The organism is Lentzea sp. NPDC054927, from assembly GCF_053610285.1.
This window is the reverse complement of the sequence record NZ_JBSGXZ010000002.1, coordinates 288,860-308,618: the sequence shown is the minus strand read 5'-3', so window position 1 is coordinate 308,618 and position 19,759 is coordinate 288,860. Positions and strand designations below refer to the sequence as shown.

The window sequence follows — 19,759 nt, the reverse complement described above, 5'->3', positions numbered from 1 at the left end:
CATGGCCGCGGGTACGAAGAAGGCGACGTTCGCGCAGGCGACCTGGCTGGTCGCCGAGCGCGAGATGAAGACGTTCGTCGGCACCAAGGGTTTCTGGATCGGGTTCCTCTTCACGATCGTCGGGCTGTTCGCGCTCACCGTGCTGCCCACGGTGTTCGGCGGCGACGACCCGAAGGTCGCGGCGGTCGGCTCGGCTGTGCAGGTGGTGCAGGGCAAGCAGCTCGACGTCCGCGAGGTCGGCGACGTCGCCACCGCGGCCGAGCTGGTCAGGAGCGACGAGGTCGAGGCCGCGATCGTGCCGGACGGCGGCGGGATCAAGATCCTCGCGCTCAACGACCCGCCGAACGACGTGATCCGCGAGCTCGTCGAGGCACCTCCGGTGGAGCTGCTGGACGCCTCGGCGGTGACCTCCGGCCAGCGGTCCCTCACGGTCATCGTGTTCGGGCTGGTGTTCCTGATGTTCGGCATGGGCGGCGCGGCCATCGCGCAGAGCACCGTGACCGAGAAGCAGACCCGGATCGTGGAGATCCTGGTGTCGACGGTGCCGGTGCGGGCGCTGCTCGCCGGCAAGATCCTCGGGCACACGATCCTCACGCTGTGCCAGGTCGTCGTCCTGGCGCTGGTGGCACCGATCGCACTCCGGGTGGCAGGGCAGGCGGAACTGCTGGCGGTGGTGGCGCCCGCGCTCGGCTGGTTCGTGCCGTTCCTGATGCTCGGGTTCGTGCTGGTCTCGTCGATGTGGGCGGTCGCGGGCTCGCTGGTCAGCCGGCAGGAGGACCTCGGCTCGACGATGGGCCTGGTGATGATCGCGGTGATGGGCCCGTACTTCGGCGTCCAGTTCTTCTTCGAGAACCCCGCGGTGCTCAAGGTGATGTCGTTCGTGCCGTTCACGGCAGGGGTCGCGATGCCGGTGCGGTTGTTCTCGCAGCAGGCCCGGCCGTGGGAGGCACTGCTGTCGCTCGGGATCCTGGCGACGACCGTCGTGGTGATCCTGCTGGTCGCGTCGCGGCTCTACACCGGCTCGCTGATGCAGACCGGCGCACGGGTCAAGCTGTCGCGAGCCTGGGCACCGGCAGAATAGGCGCATGACCGCTGATCCGATTCGCCTCGCCGTCGTCGGCCTGGGAGCCATGGGCACCCGGATGCTGACGGCGGCGCGGGCACATCCCGACTACACCGTGGTCGCGGGTGTCGACGTCGCACCCCGCACGCTCGACGTCCCCGTCGTCACCTCGCTCGACGACGTGCTGTCCGATGTGGACGCGGTGTACGTCTCCACGCCGCCCGCCTCACACGCCGAGCTGGTGCTGAAGGCGTTCCAGGCCGGCAAAGCGGTGTTCTGCGAGAAGCCGCTCGCGGTCGACCTCGACGAGGCTCGCACGATGGCCGAGGCCGCCGAGAACCGGCCGAACGCGGTGAACTTCGCGTTGTCCGACATGGTCGCGACGATCGAGATCGAACGGCGGCTGGCGGAGCTGGGCGCGCTGCGGGGCGTGGAGATCAGGCTGCAGTTCCCGCGCTGGCCGCGGGCGTTCCAGGCGGAGGCTGCCTGGCTCGCGCGGTCCGAGCAGGGCGGGTTCGTCCGCGAGGTGTTGTCGCACTTCATCTACCTCACGGACCGGATGCTCGGCCCGTTGACCGTCGAGTCCGTGTCGTCGGACTTCCCAGAGCCCGGTGCGGCAGAGGTGGCGGCACGCGGTGTGCTGCGCGGGAGTGGTGTGCCGGTGCACGTGTCGGCGTTCTCCGGGCTGGCCGGGCCGGAGATCTACGAGTGGACCGCGTGGGGCACCGAACGGTCGCTGCGCCTGGACCAGTGGGCACTGCTGTCCACTTCGGACGGTGGCGCGTGGGAACCGGTGCCGCTTGAGCAGACCGGGTCGGACTACTCGCGGCTCACGCTGTTCGCCCAGGCCGTGCGGGGCGAGCACCCGCGTGATCTGGCGGACTTCGCGAGCGGGCTGCGGGTGGCCGAGGTGATCGAGGCGTTCCTGCGCTGAGAACGCCCGCCGGGAAAAGAACTTGACCGGGTTCGGCAAGATCGGGCCAATGGGGATCCTGTTCGTCACGCTCTCAGGACATGGCCACGTCACACCGACTCTCGCGGTGGTGGAAGAACTCAGCAAACGCGGAGCCGACGTCGAGTACGCCACCGGCGCCGAGCACGCCGAGGCGGTGACCGCGGCCGGTGCGCGCTGGGTGGAGCTGCCCGCGCTGCCGGACTTCCACCCGGTCACTGCGAACCCGATCGACGAGTGGTTTCCGCACTACTTCAAGGCGATGAGCAGGGTCTACCCGGTCCTGCTCGACCGCTGCCGCACCGACCGGCCCGACCTGATCTGCTACGACTCGACGAACTGGCCGGCGCGGCTGGTCGCGCGCACACTCGGTATACCGGCTGTACGCACGCTGCCGCACAGCGCGTCGAACGAGCACTACACGTTGATGGACTGGGGCCTGGCCTGGTCCATCGCGGACGACCTCGCGCGGTTCGTCGCGGAGAACGAGGTCGAGCTCGACATCCCGAGCACCATCGAGGCACCCGAGGCGTGCAGCCTGGTGTTCGTGCCGCGCGAGTTCCAGCCACGGGCGGAGACCTTCGACGAGTCGTTCCACTTCGTCGGCCCGGTGCTCGGCAGCCGGTTGGACGAGGAGTGGTCACCGCGTCGCCCGGATCTGCCGTTGCTGTTCGTCTCGCTCGGTTCGGTGATGAGCGATCGCGACTTCTACCGGGCGTGCGTCGAGCAGTTCGGTGACGGCGGCTGGGAGGTCGCGATGACCGCGCAGGGCGTCGGTGACGTGCCGGAGAACATCGATGTGCGGCCGTGGTTTCCGCAGCCCGCGGTGTTGAAGCACACCGAGGTGTTCATCAGCCACGGCGGCATGAACTCCACGATGGAGGCCCTGCACCAGGGCGTGCCGCTGGTGATCGTGCCGCAGACACCGGAACAGACCGCCAACGCCGACCGCGTGGTCGAGCTCGGGCTGGGCGAACGGGTCGACGACCACGCAGATCTGCGCGCGGCGGTCCAGCGGGTGGCCGGGAGCGGCACGATCCGGCGGAACCTCGACCGGATGCGTGCCGCTGTGGAGGCCGGTGGCGGCGCCGCACGGGCCGCCGAGGTGATCCTCAGCCGAGCACTTCGCGCAGCTTGACGCCGAACTCCTCCGGCTTGCCCGCGTAGCCGAACTCGCCGCCCATGAACCCGCCGTGGTGACTGGGGAACACGGTGGCTTCCTGGCCGAGCAGCTTCGCGGTGTGCACGGCGGTGCGCCCGGTGAACACGTTGATCGTCTCCTCGCCGACGGCGATCACGACACGGGTGGGCGCGGCCGCGAGGGCGTCGACCTTCACCTGGTAGTCGGTGATGGCGAGGGAATCCCGCGACAGCAACGGGTCGTTGCGGGATCCGTCGTCCTCGGCGGGCATGCCGAACTGCGCGGGGTCGGCCGGCGGCAGCGCGAAGTACTCGTCGGTGTACTCGCCCTGCCACGACGACATGACCATGAACTGCGCCATGCCCGCGCCGGAACCGCCTGCGAAGTAGGCGTCGATGAACCCGTCGCGCGCACGGCGGGCGACCTCCGCGTCGGGCAGCACGTCGATCAACGGCGGCTCGTGCGCGACGAGCGTGACCACGTCGTCCGGGTAGGTCGCCACGAGTTCGAGGGCCGTGACCGCGCCGCCGCTGGACGCGAACAGGTCGACCGGACCACCGACGGCCTCGATCACCGCGTGCACGTCGGCGGCCTGGATCTCGGGCGTGTTGGCGGTGCTGCCGTCCGAACGCGTGCTTCTGCCGAGGCCGCGCGGGTCGTAGGTGATCACCGTGCGGTCGCGGAACTGCTCCTTGAGCGCCGCGAAACCGCTCGCGTCCATCGGCTGGCCGATCATCATCAACGGACGGCCGCCCTCGCCGTGCACGTCGTACGTGATGGCCGCTTTGTCGGTTTCGAGAACGTGTGTAGTCATGTGATTCTCCCCAGTGGAGTAGGTTTGAGCAGCCTAGTCACAGACGTGAACCCCGATGGGCTAACAGGCCGATCGACCTGCATGTATTCGGCTGTTATCAACGTCTGATGACACGAACAGCAGTGGTGACCGGCGGCGGCACGGGCATCGGCAAAGCGGTGGCGGCCCGGCTCGTGGAGCAGGGTCTCGACGTGGTGATCACGGGCCGGCGCGAGGACGTCCTGAAGGCGGCGGCAGAGGAGGTCGGCGCGCGGGCGGTGGTGTTCGACGCGTCCGACCCGGACGCGGTGGAGGCGGCGTTGCCGGACCTGCCGTCCTCGGTGGACGTTCTCGTCAACAACGCCGGCGGCAACATGACCCGGCGCCTGCCCGCGCCGGAGAACCTGGCCGACGTGCGCAACCTGTGGCTCGCGAACTACGAGTCCAACGTGATCAGCGCCGTGCTGGTGACGACGGCTCTGCAACCGCGGCTGGCGGACAACGCCCGCGTGGTGACGATCGGCTCGATCGCGGGCCGGCGTGGTTCGGGTGCCTATGGTGCGGCCAAGGCGGCCGTCGAGGCGTGGACCGCTGATCTGGCGTTCGCGCTGGGAGGGCGTGGGATCACGGTCAACGTGGTGTCGCCCGGCGTCGTCGAGGACACGGAGTTCTTCGGCGGGACGTTGTCCGAGGAGCGGCGCAAGAAGCTCGTCGGCAACCCGGCGAACGGCCGGGCGGGCACCCCGGCGGACATCGCCGCGGCGATCACGTTCCTGACGTCTGTTGAGGCAGGGCACGTAACGGCGCAGGTCATCGGGGTGAACGGCGGAGCCGGGCTCGGACGCTGAACCCGATCACCGCCAGCAGAACGACCAGCAGCGCGATCCAGGAGAACTCGGCGAGGTAGTGCTCGGCCGCCTCGCCGACGAAGTACACAGCCGCTGTCGTGCCACCGGCCCACGCGATGCCGCCAGCTGCGTTGGCCAGGAGGAACTTCCCGTAGTGCATGCCCATCGTGGCTGCCAGCGGACCGGAAAGGATCCGCAGCAACGCCACGAACCGGCCGAAGAAGACCGCCCAGGCGCCGAACCGTTCGAACAGCGCCTGGGCGCGGCCGATCTTGTCCGGGCTGAAGTGGCTCGGGAACTTGTCGCCCGCCCACCCGAAGACGCGCGGCCCGAACCGTTTGCCCAGCGCGTATCCGATGCTGTCACCGATGATCGCGCCCGCCGACGCGGCGATGCCGACGATGAGCGGCGAGACGCCGTCGTGGTGTGAGGCCATGAGCGCCGCCGCGACGAGAACGATCTCGCCCGGCAACGGGATCCCGATGCTCTCGACACCGACCACCAGGCCCACGACGACGTAGACCAGCAACGGTGGAACGGTGTGGAGCCACTGGGTTAGCACATCTTCGATCTTCCCCCTCCGTCCGGATCCGTGCAGTGAACGCGGGGGTCTCGATAAGGTGCTGATCACCGGGACGAGGGGGCGGTTGTGGCGAGCCAGTTCGGCTTACTGCTGCGTCAGTGGCGGCAGCGGGCGGGATTGAGCCAGGAGGCGCTCGCTCAGCGCGCTGCCGTGGGCATTCGCACGGTGCGCGGGCTGGAGACCGGCGAACGGACCGACCCGCGGATGGGCACCGTGCGTGCGCTGGCCGACGCTTTGGAGCTGTCCGGGGCGGAGCGGTCCGAGCTGTTCGCTGCCGCCGGACGCCACGAGCCCGTTGCCGTCGCCGAGCCGGTGCGGTTCGACCCGCTGGCAGAGGCCGTGGAGACCTTGAAGGTCGCGGTCGAGGCGCGGTGGCGGCGCGAGGAGGAACAGGGCCAGATCCACGACCCCGTGCCGTTGCCGGTGCGCTGGGACGCGGCGCCCGAGACGTTGCGGGACAGCTGGCTCAACATCGGCGGTGAGGCCGCGCTGGACGGGCGGCTGGACCAGGTCGTCGAGGTCTACCGGAGGGTCGGGTCGCGGCGGCTCGTCGTGCTGGGGCGCGCGGGGTCCGGCAAGACGGTGCTGACCACGCGGTTCGTGCTCGACCTGCTCGGCGCCCAGGATCTTCGCGACCCGGTGCCGGTGATCTTCAGCCTCGGGTCGTGGCATCCGGAACGCGTCGGGTTGCGCGACTGGATGGCCGAACAGCTGACCCGCGATCACCCGTTCCTCGGGGCTCCGGGACCCAGCGGTGGGACGTTGGCAGCGGCGTTGGTGGACGCCCAACGGGTGTTGCCCGTGCTGGACGGGTTCGACGAGATCGCGGCCGGATTGCATCGGCCGGCTCTCAACGCGTTGAACACCACCACTCTGCCGTTGCTGCTCACGAGCCGTGTGGACGAATACCGCGACGCGGTCGAGGGCACCGACGTGCTGACGTCGGCTGCCGCGGTGGTGCTGGCTGACCTGACGTGCGACGACCTCGCGGACTACCTGCCGCGCACGACGCGCAAAGCCGGACCGGGCGGGAATGTCTGGAAGCCGGTGCTCGACGAGGTGCGCAACGGCGGTGTGCTGGCCGAGGTGCTCACGACGCCGTTGATGGTTGCGCTCGCACGGCGCATCTACAGCGACACCCCTGACCACGATCCAGCCGAACTGCTGACGTTCGGCACCGCTGACGAGATCGAACGGCACCTGCTCGGCAGCTTCGTGCCCGCCGTCTACGGCGCCGACGCCGAGCAGGTGCGGCCGTGGCTCGGCCACCTCGCGCTGCACCTGAACCGGCTCGGGACCCACGACATCGCGTGGTGGCAGGTCGGGACGTCGTCGCGCCGGCGCGCGTCGATCATCGGGCTCGCCGTCGGGGTCGCGGTCGGCGTGACGGACCTGGTGGTCGAAGCCTTCATGGTCGGTGCGCTGGTCGTCAGGGGCCTGCTGTTCGCGTCGATGATCGGGCTGGCCACGGGCGTGGTCTTCGGGCTGGCGCACTGGTACGTGGCCCGGACCGCGCCGCTCGAACCCGTGCGCACCCGGCTGAGGTTGCGCGGCCGGGTGGGGAAGCGGGTGTGGTTGCGGGGACTGCTCGGGCTGGGGTTCGGCGGTGCGGTCGGCGCCGCGTACGGGGTGGTGCGGGCGGCGGCGTTCTGGCTGGTCACGCCCCTGTACGAGATGACTTCGGGGGTGCTGGTCGACGTCGGCGTGTTCGCGCTGGTGTTCGGACTCGGCGCCGCGGTGGTGTTCGGCCTGGTCGCGGCCCTCGAGTCGCCGCTGGACGTGCGCTCCGCGGGCAGCCCAGACGATCTGATCGAGGCGAACCGGCGCCACGTGCTGCGGCTGGTGTCGCTGTTCGTGCCGGTGTTCGCGGTGTTCGTCTCGATGGCCACCGGAGCTGTCGCGTTCGGGCTCACGGCGTTGCGGTTCGAGGTCGTGTGGTCGCCGATCACGGCGCTGAACCTCGGCCTCGTCGGCGGTGTCGGCGGCGGTCTGGCTTATGTGCTGAGCCTGACCGCGTGGGGGCAGTGGGTCGTGTTCGCGCGCGTGTGGCTGCCGCTGACCGGACGGCTGCCGTGGCGGTTGCCGGCCTTCCTCGACGACGCGTACCGGCGTGGCGTGCTGCGCCGGGCGGGCGCGGTCTACCAGTTCCGCCATGCCCGCCTCCAGGATCATTTCGCGCGTTTGCCCTGATGGGAGCGACCGGCCACAAGTGGCCGGTCGTCTGGCCTGTCCTTCGTTTGACCCGGCTGTGATCGTTTGCCGGGCCGGACGAAGGAGGGGGAATCCAGGGGTGTCAGGCAACGAGTCGCCGCCAACCGAGATCAACTGGGAGGCGTACAGCCACGAAGAACTCCACAGGATGCTGTGGCAGGACGCCGACGTCGCGGACGTGAGCACGGTCGCCGACGAGTGGACACGCCACCGCGCCGCGTTGGACACACACGCCGAAGTGCTCCGCGAACAACGCACCGCGCTGCTCGCCGGCTGGCACGGCGCCGCGGCGGAGGAGGCCGCGGCCAGGCTCACCACGCTGGCCGAGCGGATCGAGAAGATCAGCGAGCTGGCGGCGGCAGGGCAGCAGGCCGCGCAGGACTCGGCGGACGCACTGGCCGCCGCGCGGGCCGCGATGCCGCCGCCACCGCCGGCGGGGACGACGATGCCCGCGTTCGCGGGTCCGCCGGGCGTGCCGACACCGGTCGGGTCGCCGGATGCACGGGCTCTGTTCGGGGCACCGGCGGCTTTCGCGTTGCCGGACGCACCGGCTCCACTCGGCCTGCCGAGCGCGCCTGCCCCGTTCACAGCGTCGACGGCACCCGCCGCGTTCGAGTTGCCGAACGCCCTCGCGCCGTTCTCGCTACCCAGCGCACCCGCGCCCTTCGCGTTGCCCAGCGCGCCCGCGCCTTTCGCGTTGCCGAGCGCTCCTGCGATGCCAGCGGCCGGTTCGCCGGGGTTCAGCTTCTACTTCGGCGTCGCCACGGCCGACCAGCAGAAAGCCCAGGCCGTCCGTGCGATGCAGACCTACGAGTCCAGCCTCAACGGCAGCGGCCGGCTCATCGACGACGCCCGCGGCAACGTCCCCCAAGCCGCTCCCACGGCCCAGGCGGCGGCAGCGGCACCGGTGAAGACACCCAGCTCGGGTGGCGTGCCCTGGCAACGGCTCGTAGGCGGCGGCAGCGGTGGTTCGGTCGCCACGACGCGAGGTCCGGTCATCGGTGCCGGGAGTCCGATGAGCCCGGTGAGTCAGCAGACCCAGCTCAGCCCGGGTATGCGCACGGGCGTGATGTTCGGTCAGGCCGTTGGGCCGACGATCACCGGTTCGCCCATCGCGGACGCACGGTCTGCCGCGCAAAACGGCGCGATGGGGCAACCGCTCGGTGGGGCGCGCAAGGACGACGACCAGGAGCACGAGAACCAGATGCCGACGCTTGACCACGGGCTGTTCGCGGTGAACGACCGTGTGTCGCCGGCAGTGATCGGAGAGGAACAGTGACCAGCTTCGAGGTCGCGCCGGACGGGCTGCAGGACCGCATCAAGACGTTGACCCGGCTGGCCGAGCTGACAGGGGACCTGGTGGCGACCGCCAGCAGGCTGGCCGAGCGGCAGCCGTTGCTCGGGACCGCCCCGCCCGCCCAGGACCTGTCGAAACGGCTCAAGGCGGCCGGGTCGGGGCTCGCGGGCGAGGTGAGTGCGGCCGAACGTGAGGTGCGGGCGTTCCAGGAGATGCTCGCGCAGATCAGGAACACCTACACCGAGACCGACGCCGAGCAGGCGCGCAAGGCGGGGCGATGATCGCCTTCGACCTGGTGGAGATGGACCTGCTCGCCACGCACGCCGGGGTGCGCTGGCCGTTTCCGTTGCGGGTGCCGTCGTTCGGCAAGCTCGCGGACGAACGCGCCACGCTGCTCGCCGAGGCGGGGCACGGGCTGCAGGCCCGCGGGCTGGCAGAGGCGCACGGACCTACGGGTATGGCTGCCGCACTCGTCACCGCGCTGTGCGAACACACGGCCGTGGTCGACCTCGTAGTAAGAGGCACTGGTGCCGTCGCGATGGTGCACGGCGACGAGGCGATCGTGTGCACGCAGTCCGAGAGCACGGTCCGGGTGACGCACGTCGAGGCGGAGACCCTGGGCGATGAGCTCGTGGCGTTGGTGCCGGACCTGCGGCCCGCGCAGGTCATGCCGATCACGCTGCCGCCTGGCGCGAAGTTCGACCTCGAGGTCGTCGGGCAGGGCCAGGCCGGTGTGACGAAGGGCGGCCAGCGACAGGAGGTGTCCTGGTTGGACAGTGCGGGCGGCCGGGTCAGGGTGGATGTCTGCGACGACGGCTGGGTCAGCGTGAATCCCATGCGGCACAACGACCTGGTCCGTGCGATAGGTGAGCTCGCCGCGGTTGCGCGAGCCTAGAAGAGGGGGAGAAGTGGATCCAGCACAGTGGCTGGCGGACTACCAGGAACGCCTGGAGCGAGTGGCCTACAGCGCGCGCAGTGCCAGTGCGAGCCTGGCCGAGGTCGGGGCGAGTGCGACGTCGCCGCGCGGTGAGGTCACGGTGTCCGTCAACGCGGGTGGCGTGCTCGGTGACGTCGCGCTGACGCCGGCGGCGCGCAAGCTCGACGTCGACACGCTCGCGATGCTGATCGTCAGCACCGCGCGGGAGGCGCAACGGCTGGCGAGCGCCCGGATGACCGAGGTGATGGCGGACTACCTCGGCGAGAGCGACGCGCTGCACCAGGTCACGAAGCACCTGCCGGAGGCCGTGCGATGAGCTTCACGGTCGATCACGAGCAGTTGCGGCGCCACGCCGCGACGCTCACCGGGTACGCGGACCAGCTCTCCGCGACGGGAGGACGGCTGCCCGACCAGCTCGGCGGGGAGTCGCTGGGGTCGTTCGCACAGTTCATGACCACCGGCCTGAGCGGCTCGATGGGGGAGACCATGGGCGGCTTCGCGCACGTGGCGTCTACAATGGACAAAGTGGGCGAAGGCATGCGGCGCACCGCGGAGACCTACCAGCGCACCGACGAACGCAACGCCGAGACCGTCACGGGGGCCGGCCGATGACCGCCACCGCGACGGACGCGGGCACGATTGCCGCGCTGCTCAACGAACTCCGCACCACCACCAAGGCCATCGCCGGCGACGAATGGCTGTCGGCGGACCTCGCGGCCACGCCCAAGGCACCGATCGGCGAACTCGGCTCGAACGGCAAACCGTTGCAGGCCTTGGACAGCGCGGGCGTCGGTTTTCTCACGCCGATGATCTCGTTTCTGGAAGAGCCGCTGAACCAGCTCAAGGGCAACCCGGACGGCGTCCAGCAGGGCGCGGGGGAGTTCCAGAACGCGAGCAAGGCCGCGACCACGCTGGCCGACGAGTACAGCGCGAAAGCGAAGAGCGAGACCGACAGCTGGACCGGTGACAGCGCGACCGACTACGCCAAGACCGGCAAGGAACTGGTCGACGGCGTGCTGTCCGTCGCCGAGACCGCGCTGACCAACGCGAGCGCGCTGATCAAGGCCGGTGAGGTGGTGGCCCAGGTCGTCGCCGAGGTCACCCGGCTGATCACCGAGGCGATCGGCAAGATCGTGCCGATCATGACCGAGGCGATCGCGGCGGCACCGTCGACGTTCGGGCAGAGCATCGCCGTCGCCATCCCGCAGTGCGTGCAGATCGCCGTCGAGTGCGGGGTGCAGATCGCGGCGAAGCTCGGTGAGCTGCTGGCGAGCGGCGAGAACCTGATCAAACTGGTCGAGGGCGCGCAGGCCGTGCTGAAGATCGTGAAGCAGGCGCTGTCGGTCATCGGCGATCAGGCCCAAGGCGGTTCGGCCCAGGACGGTTCGGCGCAGCTGCCGACAGCGAAGGAGGTGACCGCGTGAAGCGCATCGCCGCGCTCGTCTGCGCGTTCCTGCTCGTCGGCGTCGCACCGGCGAAGGCCGACGACGGCGTGCAGACCGTGCTCAACCAGTACCAGGCGCAGGCCGGTCCAGGCGCCGCCGTGCACTACCGCGCGGGCACGCTGTCGGCCGGCACCGCGAAGATCCACGAACAACGCGTGATCACCAGCGGCGACCACTTCCGGATCGGCAGCCAGACCAAGACGTTCACCGCCGCGGTGGTCCTCCAGCTCGTCGACGAACACCGCGTCGAGCTGGACGCGCCGATCTCCCGGTACCTGCCCGGCGTGGTCACCGGCAACTACAACGGCGACGTGATCACCGTTCGTCAGCTGTTGCAGCACACCAGCGGCCTGGTGAACTACGTCCGCGACGCGCAGGCGAACCCCGACGGCACGTTCACCCTCGCCGAACTGGTCCGTTCGGCGATGGACGAGCCTGCCCAGTCCGCACCCGGTGCCGCCCAGAACTACTCCAACGTCGGCTTCCTGGTGCTGGGCATGCTGATCGAACGCCTCACCGGCAAGCAGGCGGGTGACGCGATCACCGAGCGGATCATCAGCCCGCTCGGTCTGACGCGGACGAAGTTCCCGGCACCGGGAAACCGGGCGCTGCCAACGCCTTTCCTTCCGGGTTACCTCGGCGGCCGCCTCGGCCCGATCTTCTTCTGGACCGAGGCGACCACCGCGATCGAGCTGTCGTTCTGGAGCACCGCCGGCTCGATGTCGTCCACTTTGGACGACCTGCAGCGCTTCTACCGGGCGCTGATCAACGGCCAGGTCGTCTCACCCGCGGCACTGGCCGAGATGAAGCAGACCTGGGGCCAGAACGGCACGTACGGGCTCGCGCTGGTCAAGCTGCCGTTGACCTGCGGCGGTGTGGCGTGGGGTCACAACGGCGCCCTGCCCACCGGCCACCACTCGTTCACGCTCGTCACCGACGACGGCAGGTTCGCGTCGGTGGTGACCAACACGAACGGGATGAACTCGACCCCGTCCTCGTTCGACGTGGCGAACAAGGCACTCTGCGCCTAGCTCGTCCTCCGAGTGCGGCTTCTGGCGTCTGCAAGTACCACCAACTCAACATCAACAGACGCACAACCACACCCAACCTGTTCGGCACTCGCCGAACAGGTTGGGTGTGGTTACAGGCGATTCGATCAAGAGTTGGTGGTACTTGCAGACGCCCAGGTGGTCTGAGGCTGGGCGCTAGCTGGTCAGGATGGCCCGTGCGAGTGCGGCGGTCTCCGACGGCGTCTTGCCGACCTTGATCCCGACCGCCTCCATGGCCTGCTTCTTGGCCTCCGCCGTGCCCGAGGACCCCGAGACGATGGCGCCCGCGTGGCCCATCGTCTTGCCCTCGGGCGCGGTGAAGCCGGCGACGTAGCCGACGACGGGCTTGGACACGTTGTCCCGCACGAACTCCGCCGCCCGTTCCTCCGCGTCACCACCGATCTCGCCGATCATCACGATGAGCTCGGTCTCCGGATCGGCCTCGAACGCCGCGATCGCGTCGATGTGCGTGGTGCCGACGATCGGGTCGCCGCCGATGCCGACGCACGTGGTGAAGCCGAAGTCCTTCAGCTCGTGCATCAGCTGGTAGGTCAGCGTTCCCGACTTCGACACCAGCCCGATCGACCCGGGCTTGGTGATGTCGGCCGGGATGATGCCCGCGTTGGACTTGCCCGGGCTGATGATGCCCGGACAGTTCGGGCCGATGATCCGCGTCGACTTGCCCTGCTTCGACATGCTCTGCGCATGGGCCCAGAACTGTGCCGTGTCGTGGACCGGGACGCCCTCGGTGATGACCACCGCGAGGCCCATCCCCGCGTCGATCGCCTCGATCACCGCGTCCTTCGTGAACGCGGGCGGGACGAAGAGCACCGACACGTTCGCGCCGGTCTGTTCCATCGCCTCGGCTACGGTGCCGAACACCGGCAGCGTCACGTCGTCGAAGTCCACGGACGTGCCGGCCTTGCGCGCGTTCACGCCACCGACGACCTGCGTGCCGGCCGCGAGCATCCGCCGGGTGTGCTTGGCGCCCTCCGACCCGGTCATGCCCTGCACGATCACGCGGCTGTGCTCGTCGAGGAAGATCGCCATCAGGACTCCTTACCGGCGCCGGCGAGCGCGGCGGCACGGCCCGCCGCGTCGTCCATCGTGAGCGCCACGGTGATCAGCGGGTGTCGTGCTTCGTCGAGGATGCGGTGGCCGGCCTCGGCGTTGTTGCCGTCGAGCCGCACCACCAGCGGCTTGTCGGCGCGGTCGCCCAGCAGCCCGAGTGCCTGCACGATTCCGTTGGCCACCGCGTCGCACGCGGTGATGCCGCCGAAGACGTTCACGAACACGCTGCGCACCGACGGGTCGGACAGGATGACGTCGAGGCCGTCGGCCATCACCTGGGCCGAGGCGCCGCCGCCGATGTCGAGGAAGTTCGCGGGCGCGGCACCGGCCAGCGCCACGACGTCCAATGTGGACATGACGAGGCCCGCGCCGTTGCCGATGACGCCGACCGAGCCGTCGAGCTTGACGTAGTTCAGGCCCTTCTCGGCGGCGCGCACCTCCAGCGGGTCGCCCTCTGCTCTCGCGTCTGGACGAGAGTGCCGGAAGGACGCGTTGTCGTCCAGGGTCACCTTGCCGTCGAGCGCGATGATCCGGCCGTCTTTGGTGCGCGCCAGCGGATTCACCTCGACGAGGGTCGCGTCCTCGGAAACGAAGACCTTCCACAGGGCGGAAGCGACGGCGTTCACCTTTTCGGCGATTTCCGGTGGGAACACCGCAGATGCGTCAAAGGTCGAAGCTGGCATTCGAGTGATGGAGTCCGCCATCTCCTCGATCTCCATGCCGCCGGTGGCCGACGCCATGCCGATGAACGTCCTGTTGGCACGATCGAGAAGGAACGACAGGTAGTACTCCTCCGCGATCTCGCTCGCCTCGGTCACCAGCACCTTGTGCACGGTGTGGCCCTTGATGTCCATCCCCAGGACGGCCGAGGCCGCCGACGCTGCTTCGTCGGGCGTCGAAGCGAGTTTGATGCCGCCGGCCTTGCCGCGCCCGCCGGTCTTCACCTGAGCCTTGACCACCACGGTGCCGCCCAGGGTTGCGGCTGCCTCGCGCGCGGATTCAGGAGTGTCCGCCACGAAACCCCGCGGAACGGGCACTCCGCAACGCTCGAAGAGGTCCCGCGCCTCGTGTTCGAAAAGATCCACCGTCTACGTCCTCTCGCCGAAAACTTGCGGCCATCTATGGACATCCGGTTGGTAGCGGAGTAACGATATGCCTACCTCATACGGTATGCAATCTACAGTCGAAGCGCCAAGGGGAGCTGATCGCCGATGACGAGTTCCGCGGAGCCAGGGTCGGATTCCGGGTCGGACTCTGGGTCGATTTCCGGGGGCCACCTGGTCGCCAAAGCCCTCAAGGCCGAGGGCGTCGACACGATTTTCACGCTGTGCGGCGGCCACATCATCGACATCTATGACGGCTGCGTGGATGAGGGCATCGCCGTCATCGACGTCCGGCACGAACAGGTCGCGGCCCACGCGGCCGACGGCTACGCCCGCATCACCGGCAAGCCCGGTTGCGCCGTCGTGACCGCGGGCCCCGGTACCACCGACGCCGTCACGGGCGTCGCCAACGCGTTCCGCGCGGAGAGCCCGATGCTGCTGATCGGCGGCCAGGGTGCGTTGAGCCAGCACAAGATGGGCTCACTGCAGGATCTCCCGCACGTCGACATGATGACGCCGATCACCAAGTTCGCCGCGAACGTCCCGCACACCGCCCGCATCGCGGACATGGTGTCGATGGCGTTCCGAGAGGCGAACGCCGGCGCGCCCGGCCCGGCGTTCCTGGAGATCCCGCGCGATGTCCTGGACGCCAAGGTGCCGGTCAGTACCGCACGAGTACCGGAAGCGGGTCACTACCGCGCGTCCACGCGCAGCGTCGGTGACCCGGCGGACATCGAGAAGCTCGCGGACCTGCTGGTGCACGCCAGGAAACCGGCGATCCTGCTGGGCAGCCAGGTGTGGACGACGCGCGCCACGGACTCCGCGATCGAGCTCGTCCGCAGCCTCAACATCCCCGCCTACATGAACGGCGCGGGTCGCGGCACCCTGCCTCCTGGCGACCCGCACCACTTCCAGCTGTCGCGCCGCTACGCCTTCGACAACGCCGACGTGATCGTCATCGTCGGCACCCCGTTCGACTTCCGGATGGGCTACGGGCGCAGGCTTTCCGCGAACGCGACGGTCGTCCAGATCGACCTCGACTACCGCACCGTCGGCAAGAACCGCGACGTCGACCTCGGCATCGTCGGCGACGCGGACCTGGTGCTCTCCAGCGTCACGCAGGCCGCGTCCGGTCGTGAGGACAACGGCGCGATGGGCCGCAAGGTGTGGCTGGAGGAACTGCAGGCGGTCGAGGAGAAGGCCCGGCTGAAGCGCTCGGAGCACCTGCTGTCCGAGGACATGCCGATCCACCCGTACCGCCTGGTGAGCGAGATCAACGACTTCCTCACCGAGGACTCCATCTACATCGGCGACGGCGGCGACGTCGTCACGTTCTCCGGCCAGGTCGTGCAGCCGAAGTCGCCCGGCCACTGGATGGACCCGGGTCCACTCGGGACGCTCGGCGTCGGCATCCCGTTCGTGCTGGCCGCCAAGCTCGCCCGGCCCGAAAAGGAAGTCGTGGCGCTCTTCGGTGACGGTGCGTTCAGCCTCACCGGCTGGGACTTCGAGACGCTCGTCCGCTACAACCTGCCATTCGTCGGCATCGTCGGCAACAACTCGTCGATGAACCAGATCCGCTACGGCCAGGCCGCGAAGTACGGCCTGGAGCGCGAGCGCGTCGGCAACACGCTCGGCGACGTCAAGTACGACCAGTTCGCCAAGATGCTCGGCGGCTACGGCGAGGAAGTGCGTGATCCCAAGGACATCGGCCCTGCACTGCAGCGCGCCCGCGAGTCGGGCAAGCCCTCGCTGATCAACGTGTGGATCGACCCCGACGTGTACGCGCCCGGAACCATGAACCAGACGATGTACAAGTAGGTGAGCTGACCAAAATGGGTAAAACACCGACCAAGGCCCTGGAGGGCGTCAAAGTCCTCGACATGACGCACGTGCAGTCCGGACCGTCGTCGACCCAGCTGCTCGCCTGGCTGGGCGCGGACGTCATCAAGCTGGAAACGCCGGGACGCGGTGACATCACCCGCGGCCAGCTGCGCGATCTGCCCGAAGTGGACAGTCTTTACTTCACGATGCTCAACTGCAACAAGCGGAGCATCACGCTCAACATGAAGGCCCCGGAAGGCAAGGAGGTCTTCGAGAAGCTCGTCGCCGACGTCGACATCCTCGTCGAGAACTTCGGCCCCGGTGTCGTCGAACGCTTCGGCTACCCCTGGGAGAAGCTGCACGAGCTCAACCCCGAGCTGATCTACGCGTCGATCAAGGGCTTCGGCCCCGGCCGCTACGCCGACTTCAAGGCGTACGAGGTGATCGCGCAGGCCATGGGCGGCTCGATGAGCACCACCGGCTTCGAGGACGGCCCACCGCTCGCGACCGGTTCCCAGATCGGTGACTCGGGAACCGGAATCCACCTGGTGGCCGCGATCCTGGCCGCGCTGTACCAGAGGACCAACACCGGACGCGGCCAGCGCGTCCAGGTGGCCATGCAGGACGCGGTGCTCAACTTGTGCCGGGTGAAGCTGCGCGACCAGCAGCGGCTCGCCCACGGGCCGCTGGGGGAGTACCCGAACGAGCAGTTCGGGGACGAGGTTCCCCGCTCCGGCAACGCATCCGGTGGTGGCCAGCCCGGCTGGGCGGTGCGCTGTGCCCCCGGCGGCCCCAACGACTACATCTACGTGATCATCCAGCCGGTCGGGTGGAAGCCGCTGACCGAGCTGATCGGCAGGCCCGAGCTCGCCGAGGACCCGGCCTGGGCCACGCCCGAGGTCCGGCTCTCGAAGCTGGACAAGGCGTTCGCGCTGATCGAGGAGTGGACGGAGAAGCACACCAAGTGGGAGGTGATGGACAAGCTCAACGCCCACAACATCCCGTGCGGACCCATTCTGTCCACAAAGGAGATCATCGAGGACGAGACGCTGGCAGAGCTGGGCACCGTCGTCGAGGTCGACCACCCGGAGCGCGGCACGTTCAAGACGGTCGGCAACCCGCTCAAGCTCTCCGACTCGGTCGTCGAGGTGCAGCGCCCGCCGCTGCTCGGTGAGCACAACGACGAGGTGCTCGGTGCGCTGGGCTACAGCGCCGACCGGCTGGCCGGACTCCGCGCGGCCGGCGTCATCTAACCGCCCAGAACATCCCAGGGAGACGAAATCTCATGCCGGACAACGGCTACGACCGCGCCGCGGTCGAGAACGTACTCGCGAAGGTGCGGGCGGAGGGACGGTCGTCGCTCACCGCACCGGAGGGCAAGCGGGTCTGCGACGCCTACGGGATCGCGACCCCGGCCGAGGCGCTGGCGAAGTCGTCGGAGGGCGCGGTCGCGTTCGCCGAGGAGATCGGCTACCCGGTCGTGCTCAAGATCGTCTCACCGGACATCCTGCACAAGACCGAGGCCGGCGGTGTGCTGGTGGGCCTGCGGAACTCGGGCGAGGTCGCCGAGGGCTACCGCACGATCATCCACAACGCGAAGAACTACAAGGGGGACGCCGAGATCACCGGCGTCCAGGTCCAGCAGCAGCTGCCGATCGGGAAGGACGTCCACGAGGTCATCGTGGGCGCCACCACCGACGAGACGTTCGGCAAGATCGTCGCGTTCGGTCTCGGCGGTGTGCTGGTCGAGGTGCTCAAGGACGTCACGTTCCGGCTGGCGCCCACGAGTGCCTCCGAGGCCCTGTCGATGGTCAACGGCATCGCGGCCGCGGAGATCCTGCGGGGTGTCCGCGGTGCTGCCGGTGTCGACACGCACCGGCTCGCCGACCTGATCAGCCGGGTGTCCGATCTGGTCACCGACTTCCCTCAGCTCGCCGAGGTCGACCTGAACCCCGTGCTGGCAACGCCTTCCGGGGCCACCGCGGTCGACGTGCGGATCCTGGTGGACGAGAACGCCGCCAAGGAACCGCACCGGTTCACCCAGGACGAGATCCTCACCTCGATGAACCGGATCATGAAGCCGGCCGCCGTCGCCGTGATCGGTGCCTCGAACGAAGAGGGCAAGATCGGCAACTCGGTGATGAAGAACCTCGTCAACGGCGGGTTCCAGGGCGAGATCTACCCGATCAACCCCAAGGCCGACGAGATCCTCGACCGCAAGGCGTTCGCGAGCATCGCGGACGTGCCGGGCGACATCGACGTCGCGGTGTTCGCGATCCCGGCGAAGTTCGTGGCGGCCGCGCTGGAGGAGGTCGGCAAGAAGGGCGTCGCCGGCGCGATCATGATCCCGTCCGGCTTCGGTGAAACGGGCAACCAGGAGCTGCAGGACGAGATCGTCACGATCGCGCGCAAGCACGGCGTGCGCATCCTCGGTCCGAACATCTACGGCTACTACTACACGCCGGAGAACCTCTCAGCGACGTTCTGCACGCCGTACGACGTCAAGGGCGGAGTGGCCCTGTCGTCGCAGAGCGGCGGAATCGGCATGGCGATCCTCGGATTCAGCCGTTCCGCGGGAATGGGCGTCTCCGCGATCGTGGGCGTGGGCAACAAGGCCGACATCGACGAGGACGACCTGCTCACGTTCTTCGAGCAGGACCCGAACACCCAGCTCGTCGCGATGCACCTGGAAGACCTGAAAGACGGTCGTTCCTTCGCGGACACGGCAAAGCGGGTCTCGGCCAAGAAACCGGTCGTGGTGCTCAAGGCCGGACGAACCGACCAGGGCGCCAAAGCGGCCAGCTCGCACACCGGCGCACTGGCGGGCAACGACCGGGTCTACGACGACATCCTCAAGCAGAGCGGCGTGATCCGCGCACCCGGCCTGAACGACTTGCTGGAGTACGCGCGCGGCATCCCGCTGCTGGCCACGCCGAAGGGTGAGAACGTCGTCATCATCACCGGCGCGGGCGGCTCCGGTGTGCTGCTCTCGGACGCCTGTGTGGACAACGGGTTGTCCCTCATGGAGATTCCGGACGATCTGGACGCGGCGTTCCGGAAGTTCATCCCGCCGTTCGGCGCGGCGGGCAACCCGATCGACATCACCGGCGGGGAACCGCCCTCGACGTACCGGAACACGATCGCGCTCGGTCTCGCGGACGACCGCATCCACTCGTTGATCCTGGGCTACTGGCACACCATCGTCACGCCACCGATGGTGTTCGCGAAGCTCGTGGTCGACGTCGTGGAGGAGTACCGGGCGAACGGAATCCACAAGCCCGTCGTCGCCTCGCTCGCCGGCGACGTCGAGGTGGAGGAGGCCAGCGAGTACCTGTACCGGAACGGGGTAGTTGCGTATCCGTACACAACGGAGAAACCTGTCGCAGTACTGGGCGCGAAGTACCGGTGGGCACGTGCCGCCGGACTCCTGGGCTAGCAACAGGCT

The 19,759-nt window shown here is 68.9% G+C and carries 19 protein-coding genes; 15 read left to right on the top strand and 4 right to left on the bottom strand.

Features of this window, described 5'->3' with window-relative positions; genetic code table 11:
• Window position 1: 1 nt before the first annotated feature.
• Genes ACWGE0_RS04840 through ACWGE0_RS04830 form a run of 3 tightly spaced genes read left to right on the top strand, consistent with a single transcriptional unit; the run spans window position 2 to window position 3,153 of the window.
• Entirely contained in the window at window positions 2-1,081 is a 1,080-nt protein-coding gene (locus ACWGE0_RS04840; protein WP_452259568.1) for an ABC transporter permease, read from the top strand.
• A 4-nt stretch (window positions 1,082-1,085) separates the two neighbouring features.
• Complete coding sequence (locus ACWGE0_RS04835; RefSeq protein ID WP_452259567.1) at window positions 1,086-1,997, top strand: Gfo/Idh/MocA family protein; 912 nt, start codon at window positions 1,086-1,088, stop codon at window positions 1,995-1,997.
• A 49-nt stretch (window positions 1,998-2,046) separates the two neighbouring features.
• Window positions 2,047-3,153, top strand: coding sequence for a macrolide family glycosyltransferase (locus ACWGE0_RS04830; protein ID WP_452259566.1), 1,107 nt, complete (start codon window positions 2,047-2,049; stop codon window positions 3,151-3,153).
• Here the strand turns inward: ACWGE0_RS04830 and ACWGE0_RS04825 are convergent.
• Window positions 3,128-3,970: an alpha/beta fold hydrolase gene (locus tag ACWGE0_RS04825; protein WP_452259565.1), complete on the bottom strand. Its 843-nt coding sequence runs from the start codon at window positions 3,968-3,970 to the stop codon at window positions 3,128-3,130. The two genes, ACWGE0_RS04830 and ACWGE0_RS04825, sit on opposite strands and share 26 nt — an antisense overlap.
• A gap of 107 nt (window positions 3,971-4,077) precedes the next feature.
• On the opposite strand from ACWGE0_RS04825, the gene ACWGE0_RS04820 reads away from it, so the two are divergent.
• Entirely contained in the window at window positions 4,078-4,797 is a 720-nt protein-coding gene (locus ACWGE0_RS04820; protein WP_452259564.1) for an SDR family NAD(P)-dependent oxidoreductase, read from the top strand.
• Here ACWGE0_RS04820 and ACWGE0_RS04815 read toward each other — a convergent pair.
• Window positions 4,760-5,326 (bottom strand): DedA family protein, encoded by a 567-nt coding sequence (locus ACWGE0_RS04815; RefSeq protein WP_452259563.1) that lies wholly within the window; start codon window positions 5,324-5,326, stop codon window positions 4,760-4,762. The two genes, ACWGE0_RS04820 and ACWGE0_RS04815, sit on opposite strands and share 38 nt — an antisense overlap.
• 120 nt (window positions 5,327-5,446) lie before the next feature.
• Here ACWGE0_RS04815 and ACWGE0_RS04810 point away from each other — a divergent pair, with 120 nt between their 5' ends.
• From ACWGE0_RS04810 to ACWGE0_RS04775, 8 genes are all read left to right on the top strand, one after another.
• Window positions 5,447-7,570 (top strand): helix-turn-helix domain-containing protein, encoded by a 2,124-nt coding sequence (locus ACWGE0_RS04810; protein WP_452259562.1) that lies wholly within the window; start codon window positions 5,447-5,449, stop codon window positions 7,568-7,570.
• A 100-nt stretch (window positions 7,571-7,670) separates the two neighbouring features.
• Window positions 7,671-8,870 carry a hypothetical protein gene (locus ACWGE0_RS04805; RefSeq protein WP_452259561.1) on the top strand — a complete coding sequence of 400 codons (1,200 nt, stop codon included), beginning with the start codon at window positions 7,671-7,673 and terminating at the stop codon, window positions 8,868-8,870.
• The gene (locus ACWGE0_RS04800) at window positions 8,867-9,169 is read left to right on the top strand and encodes a hypothetical protein (protein ID WP_452259560.1); all 303 of its coding nucleotides are present in this window, start codon (window positions 8,867-8,869) and stop codon (window positions 9,167-9,169) included. The genes ACWGE0_RS04805 and ACWGE0_RS04800 overlap by 4 nt, the downstream gene beginning before the upstream one ends.
• Entirely contained in the window at window positions 9,166-9,783 is a 618-nt protein-coding gene (locus ACWGE0_RS04795) for an ESX secretion-associated protein EspG (protein ID WP_452259559.1), read from the top strand. Before ACWGE0_RS04800 ends, ACWGE0_RS04795 begins: the two co-directional genes overlap by 4 nt.
• Window positions 9,784-9,796: 13 nt before the next feature.
• Window positions 9,797-10,141, top strand: coding sequence for a YbaB/EbfC family nucleoid-associated protein (locus ACWGE0_RS04790; protein ID WP_452259558.1), 345 nt, complete (start codon window positions 9,797-9,799; stop codon window positions 10,139-10,141).
• Window positions 10,138-10,437 carry a type VII secretion target gene (locus ACWGE0_RS04785; RefSeq protein ID WP_452259557.1) on the top strand — a complete coding sequence of 100 codons (300 nt, stop codon included), beginning with the start codon at window positions 10,138-10,140 and terminating at the stop codon, window positions 10,435-10,437. The genes ACWGE0_RS04790 and ACWGE0_RS04785 overlap by 4 nt, the downstream gene beginning before the upstream one ends.
• A complete protein-coding gene (locus tag ACWGE0_RS04780; protein ID WP_452259556.1) occupies window positions 10,434-11,249 on the top strand; it encodes a hypothetical protein in 816 nt (271 codons plus the stop codon). The genes ACWGE0_RS04785 and ACWGE0_RS04780 overlap by 4 nt, the downstream gene beginning before the upstream one ends.
• On the top strand, window positions 11,246-12,301 hold the full coding sequence (locus tag ACWGE0_RS04775) for a serine hydrolase domain-containing protein (RefSeq protein WP_452259555.1): 1,056 nt from the start codon (window positions 11,246-11,248) through the stop codon (window positions 12,299-12,301). The genes ACWGE0_RS04780 and ACWGE0_RS04775 overlap by 4 nt, the downstream gene beginning before the upstream one ends.
• Before the next feature lie 174 nt (window positions 12,302-12,475).
• Here ACWGE0_RS04775 and sucD read toward each other — a convergent pair whose 3' ends face one another.
• Both sucD and sucC read right to left on the bottom strand, forming a co-directional pair.
• The gene (sucD, locus tag ACWGE0_RS04770; protein WP_452259554.1) at window positions 12,476-13,369 is read right to left on the bottom strand and encodes a succinate--CoA ligase subunit alpha; all 894 of its coding nucleotides are present in this window, start codon (window positions 13,367-13,369) and stop codon (window positions 12,476-12,478) included.
• On the bottom strand, window positions 13,369-14,475 hold the full coding sequence (gene sucC, locus ACWGE0_RS04765; RefSeq protein ID WP_452259553.1) for an ADP-forming succinate--CoA ligase subunit beta: 1,107 nt from the start codon (window positions 14,473-14,475) through the stop codon (window positions 13,369-13,371). The genes sucD and sucC overlap by 1 nt, the downstream gene beginning before the upstream one ends.
• 126 nt (window positions 14,476-14,601) lie before the next feature.
• On the opposite strand from sucC, the gene ACWGE0_RS04760 reads away from it, so the two are divergent.
• The 3 genes from ACWGE0_RS04760 to ACWGE0_RS04750 are packed head-to-tail and all read left to right on the top strand — an operon-like array spanning window position 14,602 to window position 19,750.
• Window positions 14,602-16,311 carry a thiamine pyrophosphate-binding protein gene (locus tag ACWGE0_RS04760; RefSeq protein ID WP_452259552.1) on the top strand — a complete coding sequence of 570 codons (1,710 nt, stop codon included), beginning with the start codon at window positions 14,602-14,604 and terminating at the stop codon, window positions 16,309-16,311.
• A gap of 14 nt (window positions 16,312-16,325) precedes the next feature.
• Window positions 16,326-17,567 (top strand): formyl-CoA transferase, encoded by a 1,242-nt coding sequence (gene frc, locus ACWGE0_RS04755; protein WP_452259551.1) that lies wholly within the window; start codon window positions 16,326-16,328, stop codon window positions 17,565-17,567.
• Window positions 17,568-17,599: 32 nt separating this feature from the next.
• The gene (locus tag ACWGE0_RS04750) at window positions 17,600-19,750 is read left to right on the top strand and encodes an acetate--CoA ligase family protein (RefSeq protein WP_452259550.1); all 2,151 of its coding nucleotides are present in this window, start codon (window positions 17,600-17,602) and stop codon (window positions 19,748-19,750) included.
• The last annotated feature ends 9 nt before the right edge of the window (window positions 19,751-19,759 follow it).